Genomic DNA, 18237 nt, shown 5'->3' with positions numbered 1-18237 from the left:
ATGGGTAAGATCAACAGAGCCCTAAAGAATATTCTTACTGGACCCGACAACGCTTTAGATATCAGAAATCTGAAATATCTACCACGTTGGGCTGTACTATTGATAGATATTGGCCTTGTGACCATCTCGACGGTTCTAACCTTCTTTATCGTAGTAGATTTATCACCTTTTCTATATAAGTTATTGAGCTTTTACGAGAAAACCCTGATAATAGTAGGGGTAAACATTTTATTCTTCATCGTTTTTAAAACCTATGCAGGGATTATTCGATATTCCTCGAATATTGATGCGTTAAAATTATTATTAGCTACAGTAAGCACATTTTTTAGTCTTGTAGCTCTAAACTATGCTACCTTTTACCTTGTTGGAGAGAAGATTTTTCTGATTGGCGGATTGCTGATTAATCTATGGATCTCCTTTTCATTACTATTTTTATTTAGGCTCGGGGTAAAACAAGCTTACGAATACTTTAAAATAATTCAGAAAAACGAGTCTTTGATTAGGGCGGTTATTTTGGGAGCCGACGAAAATGCTATTTCTATTGCCGGAGCACTTGAAATTGAACATCCTAAAAGGTTTAAAATTGTTGGGTTCTTAACTTCAGATTCACATAAAAGTCTGCGAATCCTGGATAAACCAGTTCTTCGGCATACCAAAAAAATAAACAAAGAAGTTAGCTCCTTAGGTGCTGATGCTATTATATTTTCTGAAAATTCATTTACCCCTGAAGAGAAATTTAAACTGGTAGAAGAATGTTTGGAACATGATATTGCCGTGTATAATGCTCCGCTTGTATCCTCTTGGGATGGTGAACAGCCTTTGGCAAATAATATAAAAACCTTACAAATTGAGGATTTGTTGGAAAGAGAACCGATCCAGCTCGAAGTTCAGAATAAGATTGAACAGTTAACGGGTAAAACCATCCTGGTAACAGGTGCAGCAGGTTCTATAGGTAGTGAAATTGCCAGACAGGTAGCAGAATATAATCCAAAAAGATTGATAATCCTGGATCAGGCAGAAACACCGCTCCACAATTTACAATTAGAAATTGAGTCCAGATTTCCTGACCTTGATTTCAGAGCTATCATTTGCGACGTAGGTAATCAGAAACGTTTGGATTTAATGTTTCAAAATCAAAATATCGACGTGGTTTATCATGCTGCTGCCTATAAACATGTACCATTAATGGAAAGTAACCCACATGAGGCTGTTTTTGTAAATATTCATGGGACCAAAAACTTAGCAGATTTAGCAGTTAAATATGGAGTTGGTCATTTTGTAATGGTCTCTACAGATAAGGCTGTAAATCCTAGTAACGTTATGGGCGCTTCTAAAAGGGCGGCAGAGATGTATGTGCAATCTCTATATCATGAGCAGTTGAATCATGGGGAACCAAAGACGAAGTTTATTACTACCCGATTCGGAAATGTTCTAGGTTCAAATGGATCTGTTGTACCATTATTTAAGAAACAAATAGAGCAAGGAGGTCCGGTAACAATAACCCATCCAGATATCATACGTTATTTCATGACTATCCCGGAAGCCTGTCAGCTGGTATTGGAGGCTGGTGCTATGGGTAAGGGTGGAGAGATTTTTGTTTTTGATATGGGGGAACCCGTAAAGATTATGGATTTGGCGATCAAAATGATTAAACTTGCGGGATACCAACCTAATAAAACCATTAAAGTTAGAATTACTGGGCTAAGACCCGGAGAGAAGTTATATGAGGAATTGCTGAATGACGAGTGTAAAACATTGCCAACTCATCACAAGAAAATAATGATAGGTCAGGATGTAGTAAGGAACTACGAAATGATCAACGAAAAAATCATTAAGATAATCAAATCGGCAAATAAATTGAAAGACGATAAAGTTGTAGCTAAGTTAAAGGATCTTATTCCCGAGTTTAAAAGCAATAATTCCTCCTACGAACGTCTTGATAATCTTACCGAAATCAAAAGAGATTAGAATTTTTATGAAAAAACTACTCTGGTTATTAACTATAACCATATGCCTCAATAGCTGTGCTACCAAAGAAGAAATCGTTTATTTTTATGAGGGTCAGGAACAACTGGAAGGTCGAAAAAACCTATTAGACTATGAACCTAAAATTGAAAAGAATGATGTACTGCGAATAAATGTATCATCCTCTTCTATCAATGAAGAAATTGTGGCACCTTTTCAAATGAAAACAGGTGGTCAACAATCTGGAGGAGGTGGTAGTAATAATCTTTCTCTAAACGGCTATCTCGTGAGCCCTGAAGGGAAAATTAATTTTCCCGTATTAGGAGAAATAAAAGTTGTTGGCCTTACAAGAACTGAAATTCAAAAAAAATTAGAGAAGGAAATCGAATTATACGTAAAAGATCCTATTGTGGACGTTAGGATTGTAAATTTTAGTGTTACGGTTCTTGGAGAAGTAGGTAGCCCAGGAAGGATCAGTGTTACAGATGAAAGGCTTTCCATGCCCGAATTAATTGCTATGGCCGGAGATATTACTTACGATGGGTTGAGAGAAAATATTACTATAATAAGAGAGGAAAATGGAGTGACGAAAGTTGGAAAAGTTGATTTAACTGAAACCGATTTTTTTAATAGTGAGTTTTTCTATCTAAAACAAAACGATATTGTTTACGTGGAACCTTCATATCGGGCAGTGAAATCGGCAGGATTTTTCACAAGTTATCAGGGAATAATCGGTATAGGGACAACTATTATTAGTTTGTATCTACTTATAAATTCACTTTAGGCATGGAAGAATTACAGGAGTTTTCTGAAGAAAATAATGAATCTAGCTTTGACCTGAAGGCAGAGATATATAAATACCTCACCTATTGGAAATGGATATTATTCGGATTTTTATTAGGAGGTCTTTTAGCCTATTTATATAATCGCTATACTATTCCGAAATATCGTACCTGGGCAACAATGATCATGGTAGATGATCAGGAAAATAATGCTATGAGTGCCCTGCCCTCTGGAGGAGGGGCAATTTTTTCTCTGGAGGATGATGGACTGCAGAATCAAATTGAGAAGTTAAAGTCTAAACAGCTTGTAGCTAGTGTGATAGATGAACTCGATTTAAATAAATCTTATTTTATTGAGGGAAATGTAATCACTGTGGAAGCCTATAAATCAAGTCCTATTATTATAGAATTTATTTCTCCAGACTCGATTGTAAATAAATCCAGTTTAAATCTATTAATTACTCCGGTTTCCGATATTGAATTTAACCTTCGTTTAGAAAATTCTGATTACAATAAGGACTATAAAATAGGCGAAATAATTGAAATCAACGATCTAAGTTTTACTGTTCTTCCAAGATCTAGGGATTCAGAAAATACTTTTAAAAATTCAAATACCGTAAATATTGTTGTTGAACCATTAAAAGAAACAGCAAATCGATATATACAAAATTTATGGATCACGCCAAAAGGCCAGGCTAAAGATATTCTAGAGCTTTCTATTGTTAATGAATCCAGTGCCAAATCGGAGGATTTTTTAAACAAATTAATGGAAAGGTTCAATGAAGAAGGGGTAGAGGATAAACAAGAAGTAGCGGAAAATACGACTTCTTTTATTCAGGATAGGTTAGAAATGATTACTAACGAATTGGATTCGGTTGAGGTTGGTATAGCTGAATTTAAAAGAGAAAACAGGATAATGAGCGTGCAATCTGGTGCTGCCGAATTTCAATCCAAATTTTCAGCTGCAGAACAACAGGTATTTGAACTGGAAACCCAACTTGAACTTTTAAAATCTATTGAGGAGTTGCTTCGTGAGCAAGGGCAGTACGAATTTTTACCTGAAGTTGGAATAGAAGCTGGAAGTGTTTCTGGCCTTATTAATTCATATAATGCTCTTGTGATGGAGCGAAATATTTATTTAAAAAGCTCTACCGCTGAAAATCCTGTCGTAGAGAGCCTATCTGATCAATTGGATGGTTTGAGATCTAATCTATACGAAAATATAGCCAGCACAAGAAGCTCCATTAAAGTTAAGCTTAATGAACTCAATAATAGGGAAAATATTGCTCAAGGAAGATTCAGTACTTTTCCAGGATTAGAAAAGGGGATGCGGAATATTGAAAGACAGCAACAAATTAAGGAACAGCTATATTTATTCTTATTACAGAGGCGAGAGGAGGCTGCAATTTCCTATGCGGCAACTGCATCGGTAGCTCGGGTTGTTGATGCTGCTTTTACTGTAGATGCACCTGTGGATCCTTCTCCCTGGTTAATACTTATAGGAGGTTTTGCAATAGGATTGATTATTCCTATCGGGATTATCTTTTTGAAAAATTTATTAGATACAAAAGTTCATCATAAAGGAGATTTACAGACATTAATAAAAACAATTCCATTTATTGGAGAAGTGCCTAGAATTGGTACTGACCAAAATGAAGTGATTCATTTAAATGATAGATCTTCCTTAGCCGAATCATTTAGAATTCTTCGAACTAATTTAGCATACCTAATACAAAATAAAGACAAGGATATGGGAGATGTTATTTTTGTGACCTCAACGGTAAAAGGGGAAGGGAAAACATTTATATCTTATAATCTGTCACGAACCTTAGCTAGTACAGGTAAATCTGTCCTGCTCATAGGTGCAGATATCAGAAACCCAAAACTTCATCGTTATACAGAATCCACCATTGGATCAAAAGAAAAGGGTTTATCAGATTTTCTTTATGATTTCGATGTGGTTCCAAAAGATATAATTTCTAGCACAAAAGATGACGATATTAAAGTGGATATAGTTCTATCCGGTCCAATTCCACCAAACCCTGCAGAATTATTAATGAATGATCGAATGGAAGAATTAATTACCTCTTCTAGGAATGATTACGACTATATAATAGTTGATACTGCTCCGGCTATGATAGTTACCGATACTCTTTTAATAAGCCAGCTTGCTGATTATACTTTATATGTAACCAGAGCCGATTTTACAGAGAAAAATTTACTGGAATTTCCGAAAGACCTTAAAAAGCAAGGAAAGCTTAAAGGCCTCGCGGTAATTTTAAATGATGTTGATTATTCTAAATTCTCCTATGGTGCGCAATACGGATATTCCTATGGATACGGATATGGGTATGGGGTAGATAAAGAAAGTCGCTGGAAGAGACTGAAAAGACGCCTTTCTAATTAATTAAATAAACCTAAATTTTTGTCGAGGACCACTTTGATATTATCGACAAATTTTTTGGGGACTTTGATATTCTTTATTTTGTCTATATGGTCTAACCTATGCACATCACTACATATGTAATCTATATGATTATTTTCTAATAATTGAAATGCTGTTTTTTGAATTCCCGCTCCGTAATGCCCGGTTAATGAGAGCATATTTAGTTGAAATTCACATCCTCTGGATTTCAGGTCTGCATATTTTGAAAGATTCTTTGAATGGTAATAAACATATCTTTCAGGATGAGCCAAAATTGGACTGAACGAATTGTTCTGAAGTTTAAATAGAATCTCATTTAAATTCAAAGGAGGCTGGAAATAAGACATTTCTACCAAAACTTTACCATTGCAAACAGGTAGAATATTATCGCCTTCAGTGATATCCATGAAATGCTGATCCATCATGTACTCAGCCGCATAGTTTATTCTAGTATTTTCTGGATCTACCAGATTTTTTTTTAAATTTTGATATGCTTGAGATATGGTCTGAGGAGTATTCGGATAATAATCTCCAATAACGTGTGGTGTGGCTACAAAATCTTTAATTCCGATTTCGGCAAAAGCTTTTATTAGCTGAAGTGATTCTTCGATATTTTTAGCTCCATCATCGATACCCGGCAAAATATGATTATGAAAATCAGTTATTCCTTCAATTAGGTCGACTAAGTATACTTTCTTTTTAAATATCGAGAACATTCAGATTAATTTAGGTTTCAAAATTACATAAATTAAATTCCTTTTAGTAATATTTGCAGAGTTCCCAGATCCAATTTATGAGATTATTCCTATTAATTTTTTGCCTTTTATTTAGCGGAACCAAAGTCTTTTGTCAAATTGATTTTGAGATATTAACCGATGGTCAAGGGCAGTTATATTCTGAAAAGGAATCTCCCTTCTGGTTGCACACTAATCAAAGGGGTAGAATCGATGAAAAAACACATTTTTTTGGTTTAGTTTCTTCCAACGTTTCGATAGATCTGGAGTCTGATTCCAAGGCTGTTTTTGGAGGTGGGTTATTCTATAAAGATGGTTATGATAATGGAGTACAACTCGATGAACTCTATTTTTCATTTGAGTCAAAAAATGTTGGAGTGGTCCTGGGTAAAAAGCAAAGAGATATGCTTTTTCAAGGCCTAAGTGCTGTAAACGAGAATATTCTTTGGTCTTTAAACTCAGCACCCCTTCCCGGAATAAGATTTTTTATAAAGGAGCCTCTTTATATTCTCGAAGACCACGGGATTGGAGTAAAATTCAGCCTGGAAGAATATCTTATGGATGATGAGAGGTATATTGATCAAACGCGCCTGCATCACAAAAGCCTCCATCTAGTATATCGAAACCAAAGAAACTTTCAAGTAGATTTAGGGATACAGCATTTTGTACAGTGGGCAGGTATTTCTGAAGAATTTGGTGAGCTTCCAGGTGGCTTTGAAGATTATATCCGAATTTTTTTTGCAAAACCTAGTGAAGGAGATGTGGGAAACGGCCAAGAGGTTAACTCGCTGGGAAATCAAATTGGAAGTTACGAGGTTAATATTAAGACCAAAATCAGGAATATAGACTTTCAGTTTATTTATAACCATATCTTTGAGGATGCTTCTGGAATGAAAATGGGGAATTTTCCTGACGGAAGATATGCCATTTATTTTGAAGATAACCGGGATACTTTTTGGGGAACTTCCTGGCTAAAAGCTTTTATGTACGAATTCTATTATACTAAAAATCAGAGCAGGGACAGGGTTAGTTCCAATGTTGATGGAGCAGACAACTATTTCAATAATAATCTATATCGCTCTGGATGGACATATAATAGCCGAGTTATTGGCGTTCCTTTCATTCTACTAAATGATGGTCGCTCCGGAATAGGAACCAATATTTTAACCGTGCATCATTTAGGGCTGAAAGGGAATTTATTTAAGAATCTTCCATATCGTTTCCTGCTAAGTTATAGGAAGAATTACGGTAGAAAGGATTCATTTTTTGCAGAAAAGAGAGAGGTTTTATCAACCATGGTGGAATTAAATCTTATAGACCGCGATTATAATCTGAAAGCCCAAATAGGAGCCGATATTAGCTCATATGAAAAATCAAGTATCGGAATTGGTTTAAATTTCTCCAAAACAATTTTTTAGAAAATACTTCTAATTAAATTTTTGTACTTTCCCTCCTCCTAAATTTACCTTAGCCAATCTTGAATTACGAACCTTCATTAAAGGATCAGGAAGCTTTAATCACTTACAGCTTTAAAAAAGGAATTATTGCCTTTAATAAGGCTGCGGAAATATGCTGCGGGAAGGTAGGTCTAATGCTTAAGCCTGGCCTATTCTTCCCGAATAATCGCAATGCTACTATTTCTGAGATAAACCAGAATCTCAATTCCTGTAGAAAAGGTAGGTCTAAGAGTTATACATTAAGGAGTCCTGGTCTTTGTCTGTATTTTGATTTTACTCCAGTACTTGATGTAGACAATGAGGTCCGTCAGGTGACCATTGCGATAAGTGAGATAAAGGATACTGAGAACTATGAAAAGAAAGTTGAAAAACCGATTTCTGAAGAGCAGCAGATGCTTCGTGCGATTATTGATAATATTCCCGATTATATTTTTGTGAAGGATCGTGAACACAGATCTATTCTGACCAACTCAAAATTCCACCAGCAAATCCTGGGGAAATCAAAATTTGAGAATAGCCTTGGATATTCACCCTTAGATTATTTCGAACCTGAAAAGGGACGGGAAATTATTGCCGATAATGAACGGGTGATGAAGAATGCCGAACCTGTGATCAACAGGCCAGATATTGTCACCAATATTAACGGTAAGGAGGAAATGGTTTTGCTTACAAAGGTTCCTTTAAGAAATCAGAATGATGAGGTGATTGGTTTGGTTGGAATCGCAAGAGATATTACTGAAACCTACCTTCACAACAAAAAGCAGCACCTGGTTTTCAAGATCATGAAAGCATTTGGTGACCAGTCTTCCTTCCATGATGCGCTTGTAAAAACCTTAAAGATCCTATGTGAGGATCTCGGGTTCGATTATGCAGAATCTTACAACCCGAATATAGATAGCACGAAACTTTATAGATCTGCTTTTTGGCCTGTTAAAAAAGATCTCACAGAAAACTTCGACTCCTACCATAAAGGGGAAAAGTTGCCCGGATTGGTTTGGCAACTCGGAGAAATTATAAATGTAGACAGGAAAAATCAGGCAGGTTACTTCCATAATATGCAATTGGAAAATGGGCAGAGCATAAAATCTGCAGTAGGAATTCCAATTATTCTTGAAGGCAAACTTATTTCTATTTTTTGCCTGGGTTCTGTGGATGAATCTAAAAGTATAGAAGTAGAGGTTCTAGGTGATATAATGTTGCAGATTGCCTCTGCAATAGAGAGAAAAAGAAGTCAGACGCAACTGAACGATTTTTATGAATATTCACCTAATTTAATCGCGGTGGTTGGTGTAGATGGGCTTCTTAAACAGGTTAATCCATCTTTTGAGCAGAATTTCGGCTTTAAAGAATACGAAATTTTGAATAAACCTTTTACAGATTTTATTCATCCGGATGACGTATCAAAAACCTATGATGCTATAGAAAACCTTACAGGGGAAGATCTTGATTTCGAAATTAGGTGCAAAAAGAAGGACGGGAGTTATCTATGGATCTCCTGGAGGTTCTCTCAATATTTTGAAAGGGAAAAAGTGATATTTGTGTACGGCAACGATATTACTCCTCTTAAAAAGGTTCATAATGTACTTTCCAAAAGTATTTTAGAGAAAGAAAGAATTCAGCAGAAACTTGCAGAATCTGAAAGGAAATACCGAAGTCTGTATGATGCGAGCCCCCTGCCCATGTGGGTTCTTGATAGATCAACTCTAAAATTTCTGAAAGTTAATCAGGCGGCTAAAGATCTATATGGTTATTCTGAAGAAGAATTTGCCAGAATGACCGTAAGAGATCTATGGCCCGAAGATCAGGAAAGCCAAATTATCTCTGAAATCGAGGATAAGGAAAATGATTTCTTTCAGCTTAAATTAAGGCATTATAAGAAGAATGGGGAGCTTATCCATGTGAATGTCAATAGTAATCCATTAGAATATGATGGTGTCCCTGCCAGGGTGTCCCTGATCAAGGATGTAACCGCCAGGATCGCTGCAGAAAAACTATTGCATGAAAGCGAACAGCGCTTTAAGGCGTTGGTGCAGGATGGTTCTGACCTTATTTCAATTGTAGATTCAGATTTGAATTATAAATATAACAGTCCGGCCTCTATATCTGTTTTTGGCCTGAGCCCGGAAGAGCTAACGGGAACCAATTTTAAAGATTTTATTCATAAAGATGATATTGAAGAGGTAGATAGATATTTAAAAGAACTGGATTCCAAAAAGCGAATACAATTACCATCCTACAGGGTAAAAGGTCCCAACTCTAACTGCAAATGGCGATGGATCGAGACCATCCTTACAAGGATGGAAGATGAACCGGCTATATCTGGGATAGTTATGAACTCCAGAGATATAACCGAATTTATTGAACAGGAAAAAGAACTTTTGGAAAGCCTCTCTCGCTATAATATAGTGGCCAAGGCTACCAGCGATATAATTACCGATTACGATATTGAAAAGGATGAAATCAAGGTCAGCGAAGCAGCTGAAAATGTTTTTGGCTATAATATAGACCAGGATCTTTATCCTGGTTCCTGGTGGGAAGAAAAGATTCATCCCGATGATTTTGAAAGGGTGAAAGTGGCTGCTAGGGAGATGACCCATGAACAAAGAAAAACCCTCACTATTGAATATAGATTTAGATGTCAGGATGGTTCATATAAATATATTCTGGATAGAAGTTATTTAATTTCAGATAAGAATAATGTTCCTAAGAGGATCATAGGCTCCATGCAGGATATCACCGAAAGAAAGAACCATCTCATTGCGATAGAGAATCATAACAAAAGATTGAAAGAGATCGCCTGGACACAGTCCCATGTAGTTAGAGCCCCCCTGGCTAAAGTTATGGGTCTGGTGGACCTACTCATTAATTACAAAAATGATCTTGAAAACTTTGATGAAATACTCAAAAATATCCTAAATTCAGCTAATGAACTTGATATGATCATTAGAGATATATCTGTTCAATCTGAAAAAGAATTATAAATGCCCCCAAACAACCTAAAACATGTTACGAACAATAATCATAGACGACGATGAGATAGTAACTTTTCTACAAAAGAAGATTGTTTCAAAATGTGATCTGGATTCCGAGCCCTATTCTTTCAAGGATGCGCAAAAAGCTCTGGATTTTCTGAAAAATGAAGCCGATGATGAAACAGATTATCTTATTATGCTAGATATTAATATGCCTAAAATGAGCGGCTGGGAATTTTTGGAAAAATTAAAAGCAATTCCTAATAATGATCAGGTGCACGTGGTGATGGTCACTTCCTCCATAGACCGAAAAGACAAACGCGATGCTGCGAATGATCCACATGTGGTAGATTTTATTGAAAAACCGGTCTCGGCAAGGCATTGTTCTAAATTAAAGGGAATCTCTAAGTTGTCAATGCACTTTGAGGAGAGTTGAAATCGATTTTTTTCATTAACGGATCGGCACTTTTGATTTTTTCTTCCGCCCATTCTTTTTCCTCTGCTTCGGGTAGGTCTGTATCTTCATTCACCATATCTCCCGTAGGCTCATAATTCAAATGTATATACATGGGGAAATGATCGGAGCCAACACTTCTTTCACGAGCAATTTCGATGAGAGTAAAGTCCTTGGTGTGAAAAACATGGTCTAAGGGCCAGCGTAATAAAAAATAACCGGCATGGAAGGTATTGAAAAAGCCTCTTCCGATCCTTGGATCCATAAGCCCGCTAAGTTTCTGAAATAACCTGGTAGTCCTCGACCAGGCCACATCATTTAGGTCTCCAATTACCAGGATCGAATCTTTTTCGGCATCGATATCTCTACCTACCATCAACAATTCTGCATCCCTGTTCGTGGAGGTTTCACTTTCAGTAGGGCTTGGTGGCATAGGATGCAAGCAGTGAAGTTTAACCTTTTTACCATTTCGAAGCACAACGGTTCCATGAATAGAAGGAATATCTTCCTGAACCAGGTTTCTCACCTTGATATCCTCCAACTCAAGCTTGGAATACAAATGCATTCCGTATAAATTATCTTTAGGGATCTTAATGCAATGTTTGTAATCGTCTTCCAAGACCGATAATTCATTCTCCCATCGTTTATCTGTCTCCAGGGTAAGCAAGAGGTCCGGTTTTCTTTCGTTTACCAGCGATATCAGTTTGTCACTTCTTTTATTGGGAGTTAGCACATTGCTAACGAGTATCGAAATCGTTGCTTCTGGATCAGATCCTTTGAATCTGAGAACCTGTTTTCTTGAGACATAGGTGTAGGGAAAAATTTTTTTAAATTGGTAGCCCAGGCTCAACACCAAAGCACCAATCGCAATAAAATGCCATATTTCTGAAAAATCATAGACGTAGATCGATGTTACGATAACACAGATAATAAGAAAACTAATTTGTATCCTCGGGAAATCAAAACCTCTTACCCACCAGATATCATATCTGGTGATGGAGGCAATGGTAGGGATACACATTAAGATCGTAAAAAAGAGGACTATACCTTCTCCTATACTCATACTCTGGCTGGGTTTTAAAAACTATAATTTACTCCAATTCCTTTAGTATCAATACCGGTTCCCATTACATTAGTTTGCGCGGTTGGATAAACATCCAGCCTTTCATTCCCGATCTTGTGGATTTCTGGAACTAAGATACCGCAAGCGGCCCCAATTCCAAAACCAATTATATTATCTGTAAGAAAATGTTTTCCTGCTTTAGTCCTTAAATATCCAACATATGCAGGTACTGCTACCGCTCCTGCCCAAACGAATGGCACAGCTGGAGAGTCGGGGTTGTAATCATGAAAAACCTTGGCAGAAAAAAAGCTTGCTGCGGCAGTGGCGGCGGTGTGCCCGGCGAAGAAAGACCTTTGTGCATCTGGATCTTTTCTTTCATCATCTGGCAGACTTTCATTATAAACAAGGGGTCGGCTTTTCTGCACGGTCCCGGCGGTAATCGTAAAGATCGCTCCGGTGGTGGCCATGGTCTCAATGAACATTACCGAAATCTGGCCGAAGTTTTTTCTTTCGTCTTCCCCAAGAAGAAATAATAGGGGCGTAGCGAATGAGCCGTAAAATGGAATATAGCTCAGTTCATCTGCATTGACAGAATAATTGCCGGCCGCTCCGCGGTTAATTCCCCAGATATCCTTTTTATCTAGATTTGCAAGGTCACTGTCTGTTAATTCATCCTTATTCTGAATGGTTAAGACTCCCAAAACATTTAGGGCAGTAGAACCTGCTATCCAGGAACCGTCTTTCCAGAAATCGGTTTTGTAGGGAGATCGAGTTTCCTGGGCGTTCATACTTCCAGAAAGAAGCGCGATTAGCAATATGGGGGCTATTATTCTCATAAATATTTTTTTCAAATCTCTTATATCCTGAGAAAAATGCGAAGCAATTAAGAAAAGTATAACAGCAAAATCGTCTCTTCCGGCTAATTCAATTAACAAAAGTTTAGTGTGTGTTGACGGGACTGGTTTTTCTATTCTGTATAAAATGGCTTAATTTTAAAGATATGAAAGAGAATGCAGAAAAGGCAGTTAGGGGATTCATCTTCAATAAGTATGATGCCCCGGAAGTTTCTCCTTTCGATAAGTTGTTCGAGATCTTCAAGGAGATTATAACACATACCTCGGGAGACCTTGATGAGGCTCTAGACTGGATGAAGCAGCTGGATGAGGAATATAAGCTTACCAATGAAGACTATACCCTGGATGATTTTGTAGAAGACCTGAAGAAAAAAGGTTATATAAGGGAGGAAATAGATCAGCAGGGAAATGGCTCCATGGCGATCACCGCGAAGACAGAAAGAGCGATCAGGCAGCAGGCTTTGGAGCAGATCTTCGGAAAACTGAAAAAAGGATCTTCGGGAAATCACCGAACCAACCAGATTGGACGTGGAGATGAGCATACGGGTGATTTTCGGACCTATCAGTTTGGAGACAGCCTGAGCAGGATTTCCATGACCGAAAGTTTAAGAAATGCCCAGATAAATCATGGTATCGGAGAATTCAATATGTCTGAAGATGATCTTGTGGTAGAGGAGACCCATTATAAATCCCAGATGAGTACTGTCCTTATGATAGATATCAGCCATAGTATGATACTTTATGGAGAGGACCGAATCACTCCCGCGAAAAAAGTGGCCATGGCTCTATCTGAATTGATCACTACCCGGTATCCTAAAGACACCCTCGATATCCTGGTGTTTGGGAACGATGCCTGGCCAATTTCCATTTCAGAATTACCCTATTTAAAAGTAGGCCCCTATCATACTAATACGGTTGCAGGATTGGAACTTGCTATGGATCTTTTACGTCGAAAAAGAAATACAAATAAACAGATCTTTATGATTACGGACGGGAAGCCTAGTTGTGTAAGGGAGCGGGACGGTAGCTACTACAAGAACAGTATGGGGCTTGATCCCTATATAGTAGATAAATGCTATAACATGGCCCGGCAGGCCCGGAAGCTTAGAATTCCTATTACCACCTTCATGATTGCCCAGGACCCGTATCTAACCCGCTTCGTACAGGAATTTACCATGGCTAACCAGGGGAAGGCATTTTATACCGGTCTCAAAGGACTGGGAGAAATGATCTTTGAAGATTATGAAATTAACCGAAAAAAAAGAATAAGAGGATAATTGCTGAAATATGAATAAGGAAAATATAAGAACATTAGGAGAGCTGAAAAAAGCAGGCTACGAATCTAAAAGTATCAAGGATGAGCTCCGTGATAACCTTAAGATTAAAATTAGGAATGGAGAACAGGCTTTTGAAGGAATTCATGGTTATGATTATACGGTTATTCCCGAACTTGAAAGAGCCATCCTTTCCAGGCATAATATCAATCTTCTGGGACTTCGCGGTCAGGCCAAAACCAGGCTGGCCAGATTGATGATTAACTTACTTGATGAATGGATACCGGTCGTGGAAGGTTCAGAGATCAATGATGATCCCTTGAAACCCATCAGCAGGTATGCGAAAGATCTTATTAATGCCAAAGGTGACGAAACTCCCATTTCATGGATTCACAGAAAAGAACGTTTTTTTGAGAAACTTGCCACGCCAGATGTAACCGTAGCCGACCTTATTGGAGATGTAGACCCAATAAAGGCAGCCAACTTAAGGTTGAGTTATGCCGATGACAGGGTGATTCATTTCGGAATGATCCCACGGGCGAACCGAAGTATCTTTGTGATTAACGAATTACCAGATCTTCAGGCGAGGATACAGGTAGCTTTGTTCAATATTCTTCAGGAAGGAGACATACAGATTAGAGGTTTCAAACTTAGGCTTCCCCTGGATATGCAATTCGTATTTACAGCCAACCCCGAGGATTATACCAATCGCGGTAGTATCGTAACTCCTTTGAAAGACCGTATTGGTTCTCAGATCCTTACACATTATCCCGAGAATATTGAAACCGCGAAAATAATTACCTCTCAGGAAGCCCAGTTGGATGAGAGACAGAGGGAGCTGGTGTATGTTCCTGAAGTTGCCAAAGACCTGCTTGAGCAGATCAGTTTTGAGGCTAGGGACAGCGAATTTATAGATCATAAAAGTGGGGTGAGTGCGAGGATGAGCATTACCGCTTTCGAAAATTTACTGAGTACAGCCGAACGAAGGGCTATTAAGAATGGGGAAGAAGATACCTTGCTGAGATTTGGTGATTTTCTGGGAGTGATACCATCCATCACCGGTAAGGTAGAGCTTGTTTATGAAGGCGAGCAGGAGGGTGCCGCATTTGTGGCGCTACAATTGATCGGGGATGCGGTAAAATCTCTGTTCCCTAATTATTTCCCTAAGATCGAAAAATTACAAAAGCCCGATGCCACCACTCCTTACGACGACCTGGTAGAGTGGTTCTTTGAGAGTTCCGGTTTTGAACTGCCAGACGATCTTCCCGATTCCGAATACAAGGAAAAACTGGATTCGATTAAACCGCTGAATGAGCTCATCGACAAATATCAGCCGGAGCTTGAAGCCAGGGATAAATATTTCATGAAGGAGTTCTTGCTTTGGGCACTTGTTGAGTTTAAGAAACTGAGCAAGCAACGATTTTCTAAAGGCCTGCAGTTTAAGGATCTTTATGGAAGCTATATAAGCGGATTATAAATTAAAATTATTAATCTATTAATAAACAGCCCGATAAATTCAATTATCGGGCTGTTTTATTGATATTTATTGCCAGATCAATAAATTTTTAGCCTAATATTCGAAAAAGTTTTGCCGGTAATTTAATTTGAATAACTTTAAAAAAGTTTTCAGTCAAAATCGTGAAAGGACTTCAAAAAAATATCATTACAGCTGCCGGAAATATTTCTTTCCGCATGACTGCTATGGTAATCACGATTACAGGGATTACCCCGTTGGGGGTCTAGCTATATAATTTCCGTCCGTACACCTGTATTTTAAATTCATATAAACTTTTTAAACAATTTCAGTTATGTATATCCTGAAATTTGGTGGCTCTTCTTTAGCCACTTCAGACCGAATAAAACTTGTTGCGCAGATAGTTCAGGAACACCTCAAAAAAGATGCGGTTATTTCCGTTTTTTCAGCATTTGGAGGCGTTACCAACGATCTTCTTTTAATGGCCGAACTGGCGGCAAAAGAAGATCTTAGCTATAAGGAGATCCTTGAGAAAAATGAAAAACGTCATTTGGAGGTCATCCGTGAACTAATTCCAGTGACCGCTCAAAGCGCAATTCTAAGTAAGGTGAAGAATCAGTTCAACCGGCTGGAAACCCTATATGAAGGGGTTTACCTTTTAAATGAACTTTCAGATAAAACCCGGCATGTGGTTTCAGGGTTCGGGGAAATTCTAAGTTCGCTCATCATTGCAGAATATTTTAAAAGTCTTAAACTCGACAGCCTGTTTACAGATTCCCGGGAACTTATTGTGTGTAAAAATTCCAACGAGAAAGTGCTGGTTAACTATGAGCTCACCAATAATAATCTGAAGGATTTTTTTGCCCAAAACAAAGCCGATTTCTATATAGTTCCGGGGTTCGTGGCTAAGAACGAACAGGGAGTTCCCAGTACCCTGGGTAGGGGCGGTTCAGATTTTACCGCGGCTATCATTGCAGGTGCTCTAGACCTGGATAAGGTCCTTATTTATACCGATGTGAACGGAATGTTCACGGCTAATCCCAATCTGGTTCCGCATGCCTATTCACTAAAGGATATTTCTTATGAAGAAGCGATGGAACTATCACATTTCGGGGCCAAGGTCCTTTATCCTCCTACCTTGCAGCCTCTTCTAGACAAAAATATCGAGATTCATATTAAGAATACTTTCGAGCCAGATCAACCCGGGACAGTGGTCTCTAAATCAAGCCAGAAGAACTTTCGCTGGGTTACGGGTATCACCCATATAGATTCCATCAGGCTGCTGAATATTGAAGGGAGTGGCATGGTAGGGATTCCTGGATTTTCCAAGCGCTTTTTCGAGGTCCTGTTCCTGGAACATATAAACGTGGTTTTGATCACCCAGGCTTCTTCAGAACACAGTATATGTATTGCGGTGAAGGCCGATGAGGCTGAAAAAGCCAAGGAAGCTCTGGACGAAGCTTTCCAGGCCGAGATAGCTTTTAAAAAGATAAAACCGGTGGAAATAGAAGACAATGTTTCTATCATCGCGCTGGTAGGCGACAGGATGAAAAGTCATCATGGCTTGAGTGGAAAGATGTTCAGCGCCCTGGGAAATAATAACATTAATATTAGGGCCATAGCTCAAGGATCTTCTGAAAGAAATATTTCCGCCGTGATCGCCAAAAAAGATGTCACCAAAGCATTAAACACTCTCCACGAACAATTTTTTGAAGTACCCTCAAAAGAACTGAACCTGTTCATTACCGGCGTGGGTAATGTGGGAAGTAAACTCATAGACCAGTTAAAGAAACAGGAATCCTATCTGCTGGAAAAGCTTAGGTTAAAAGTTCGGGTACTTGGGCTTTCCAATTCTCGTAAAATGTATTTCAATGAAGATGGTATAGACCTGGCCAACTGGAAAGATCTTCTGGACAAGGGTGAAAAGGCCAATAAAGAAGAGTTTTTCAGCAGGGTGAAAAAGTACAATTTGCGCAACAGTATTTTTGTGGATAATACGGCAAGTCCTGAAATTTCAGAATGGTACAAGGAATATTTGGCAAATTCTATTGCGGTAGTTACCTGTAATAAGATCGCCTGCGCAGATGCTTATGAGAATTACGAAAACCTGCAGAACCTGGCTCGCGAATACGGTGCTTCATTTTTGTATGAGACTAATGTAGGAGCAGGTCTGCCTATTATAGATACTTTACAAAATCTTGTGGCTTCGGGGGATCGAATCAGGAAAATACAGGCAGTACTTTCCGGAAGCCTGAATTTTGTTTTCAATAATTATAACGCTTCAGAACCATTCTATAAGGTGGTGGAAAAGGCCATGGAAGAAGGTTATACTGAACCCGACCCTAAGATCGATCTTAGCGGGGTAGATGTTGCCAGGAAGATCCTTATCCTGGCCAGGGAAACTGGAAGCAAGCTGGAACTTAATGATATTGAACGTGAAGACTTTCTTTCCCAGGAAAGTCTGAATTCAAAAAATAACGAGGAGTTCTTTGAGCTGCTTGAAAAGGATGAAGCACATTTTCAGCAAATTTATAAGGAAGCTGAAGAGAATGATTGCGAACTTAAGTATGTGGCACAGCTGGAAGAAGGTAAAGCTAAAGTCGGGCTTCAAAAAGTGGATGCCCAGCATCCTTTTGCCAATCTAAGCGGTAGCGATAATATAGTCCTTTTCTATACAGACAGGTATGCTGAACAACCTCTCATTGTGAAGGGAGCCGGAGCAGGTGCCGAGGTGACAGCCTCAGGTATTTTTGCCGACATCATAAGAATAGGAAAAAAATAGG

General features: G+C 38.4%; 12 protein-coding genes. 9 read left to right on the top strand and 3 right to left on the bottom strand.

Translation table 11 applies throughout. The features are described from left to right. The 3 genes from FLP08_RS00515 to FLP08_RS00505 are packed head-to-tail and all read left to right on the top strand — an operon-like array spanning position 1 to position 5154. On the top strand, positions 1 to 1968 hold the full coding sequence (locus FLP08_RS00515; RefSeq protein WP_156272948.1) for a polysaccharide biosynthesis protein: 1968 nt from the start codon (positions 1 to 3) through the stop codon (positions 1966 to 1968). A gap of 7 nt (positions 1969 to 1975) precedes the next feature. Further along, on the top strand, positions 1976 to 2749 hold the full coding sequence (locus FLP08_RS00510; RefSeq protein WP_156272946.1) for a polysaccharide biosynthesis/export family protein: 774 nt from the start codon (positions 1976 to 1978) through the stop codon (positions 2747 to 2749). Between the two features lie 2 nt (positions 2750 to 2751). Then, the gene (locus tag FLP08_RS00505; RefSeq protein ID WP_156272944.1) at positions 2752 to 5154 is read left to right on the top strand and encodes a GumC family protein; all 2403 of its coding nucleotides are present in this window, start codon (positions 2752 to 2754) and stop codon (positions 5152 to 5154) included. On the opposite strand, the gene FLP08_RS00500 is transcribed toward FLP08_RS00505, so the two are convergent. Beyond that, positions 5151 to 5888, bottom strand: coding sequence for a tyrosine-protein phosphatase (locus FLP08_RS00500; RefSeq protein ID WP_156272942.1), 738 nt, complete (start codon positions 5886 to 5888; stop codon positions 5151 to 5153). The genes FLP08_RS00505 and FLP08_RS00500 overlap by 4 nt on opposite strands. Before the next feature lie 203 nt (positions 5889 to 6091). Here FLP08_RS00500 and FLP08_RS00495 point away from each other — a divergent pair, with 203 nt between their 5' ends. From FLP08_RS00495 to FLP08_RS00485, 3 genes are read left to right on the top strand one after another with little or no spacing between them, the layout of a single operon-like run. Continuing rightward, the gene (locus tag FLP08_RS00495) at positions 6092 to 7324 is read left to right on the top strand and encodes a capsule assembly Wzi family protein (protein WP_162430863.1); all 1233 of its coding nucleotides are present in this window, start codon (positions 6092 to 6094) and stop codon (positions 7322 to 7324) included. A gap of 59 nt (positions 7325 to 7383) precedes the next feature. Beyond that, positions 7384 to 10344 (top strand): PAS domain S-box protein, encoded by a 2961-nt coding sequence (locus FLP08_RS00490; protein ID WP_156272938.1) that lies wholly within the window; start codon positions 7384 to 7386, stop codon positions 10342 to 10344. Between the two features lie 22 nt (positions 10345 to 10366). Next, positions 10367 to 10771, top strand: coding sequence for a response regulator (locus FLP08_RS00485; RefSeq protein WP_156272936.1), 405 nt, complete (start codon positions 10367 to 10369; stop codon positions 10769 to 10771). Here FLP08_RS00485 and FLP08_RS00480 read toward each other — a convergent pair. Then, positions 10740 to 11852: an endonuclease/exonuclease/phosphatase family protein gene (locus tag FLP08_RS00480; protein ID WP_156272934.1), complete on the bottom strand. Its 1113-nt coding sequence runs from the start codon at positions 11850 to 11852 to the stop codon at positions 10740 to 10742. The two genes, FLP08_RS00485 and FLP08_RS00480, sit on opposite strands and share 32 nt — an antisense overlap. A gap of 14 nt (positions 11853 to 11866) precedes the next feature. Further along, on the bottom strand, positions 11867 to 12688 hold the full coding sequence (locus tag FLP08_RS00475; protein WP_156272932.1) for a phosphatase PAP2 family protein: 822 nt from the start codon (positions 12686 to 12688) through the stop codon (positions 11867 to 11869). A 164-nt stretch (positions 12689 to 12852) separates the two neighbouring features. Between FLP08_RS00475 and FLP08_RS00470 the strand changes: the two genes are divergently transcribed. The 3 genes from FLP08_RS00470 (at position 12853) to thrA (ending at position 18236) form a co-directional block, all read left to right on the top strand. Beyond that, positions 12853 to 13983, top strand: coding sequence for a vWA domain-containing protein (locus FLP08_RS00470; protein WP_156272930.1), 1131 nt, complete (start codon positions 12853 to 12855; stop codon positions 13981 to 13983). A gap of 10 nt (positions 13984 to 13993) precedes the next feature. Then, a complete protein-coding gene (locus FLP08_RS00465) occupies positions 13994 to 15457 on the top strand; it encodes a magnesium chelatase (protein WP_156272928.1) in 1464 nt (487 codons plus the stop codon). Positions 15458 to 15788: 331 nt separating this feature from the next. Beyond that, positions 15789 to 18236, top strand: coding sequence for a bifunctional aspartate kinase/homoserine dehydrogenase I (thrA, locus tag FLP08_RS00460; protein WP_156272926.1), 2448 nt, complete (start codon positions 15789 to 15791; stop codon positions 18234 to 18236). Position 18237: the final 1 nt, after the last annotated feature.

The sequence above is a fragment of the Christiangramia aestuarii genome, assembly GCF_009735585.1.
In the GTDB taxonomy this organism is placed as follows: Bacteria; Bacteroidota; Bacteroidia; order Flavobacteriales; family Flavobacteriaceae; genus Christiangramia; species Christiangramia aestuarii.
The sequence above is the reverse complement of the archived record's forward strand: the minus strand, read 5'-3'. Positions and strand labels throughout refer to the sequence as shown.

Excerpts from the sequence above, each read along its gene's own strand:
- FLP08_RS00470 (WP_156272930.1), top strand. The coding sequence starts at position 12,853 with ATGAAAGAGAATGCAGAAAAGGCAGTTAGGGGATTCATCTTCAATAAG.
- FLP08_RS00480 (WP_156272934.1), bottom strand. The coding sequence starts at position 11,852 with ATGAGTATAGGAGAAGGTATAGTCCTCTTTTTTACGATCTTAATGTGT.
- FLP08_RS00505 (WP_156272944.1), top strand. The coding sequence starts at position 2,752 with ATGGAAGAATTACAGGAGTTTTCTGAAGAAAATAATGAATCTAGCTTT.
- FLP08_RS00485 (WP_156272936.1), top strand. The coding sequence starts at position 10,367 with ATGTTACGAACAATAATCATAGACGACGATGAGATAGTAACTTTTCTA.
- FLP08_RS00475 (WP_156272932.1), bottom strand. The coding sequence starts at position 12,688 with ATGAGAATAATAGCCCCCATATTGCTAATCGCGCTTCTTTCTGGAAGT.
- FLP08_RS00465 (WP_156272928.1), top strand. The coding sequence starts at position 13,994 with ATGAATAAGGAAAATATAAGAACATTAGGAGAGCTGAAAAAAGCAGGC.
- FLP08_RS00510 (WP_156272946.1), top strand. The coding sequence starts at position 1,976 with ATGAAAAAACTACTCTGGTTATTAACTATAACCATATGCCTCAATAGC.
- FLP08_RS00515 (WP_156272948.1), top strand. The coding sequence starts at position 1 with ATGGGTAAGATCAACAGAGCCCTAAAGAATATTCTTACTGGACCCGAC.
- thrA (WP_156272926.1), top strand. The coding sequence starts at position 15,789 with ATGTATATCCTGAAATTTGGTGGCTCTTCTTTAGCCACTTCAGACCGA.
- FLP08_RS00500 (WP_156272942.1), bottom strand. The coding sequence starts at position 5,888 with ATGTTCTCGATATTTAAAAAGAAAGTATACTTAGTCGACCTAATTGAA.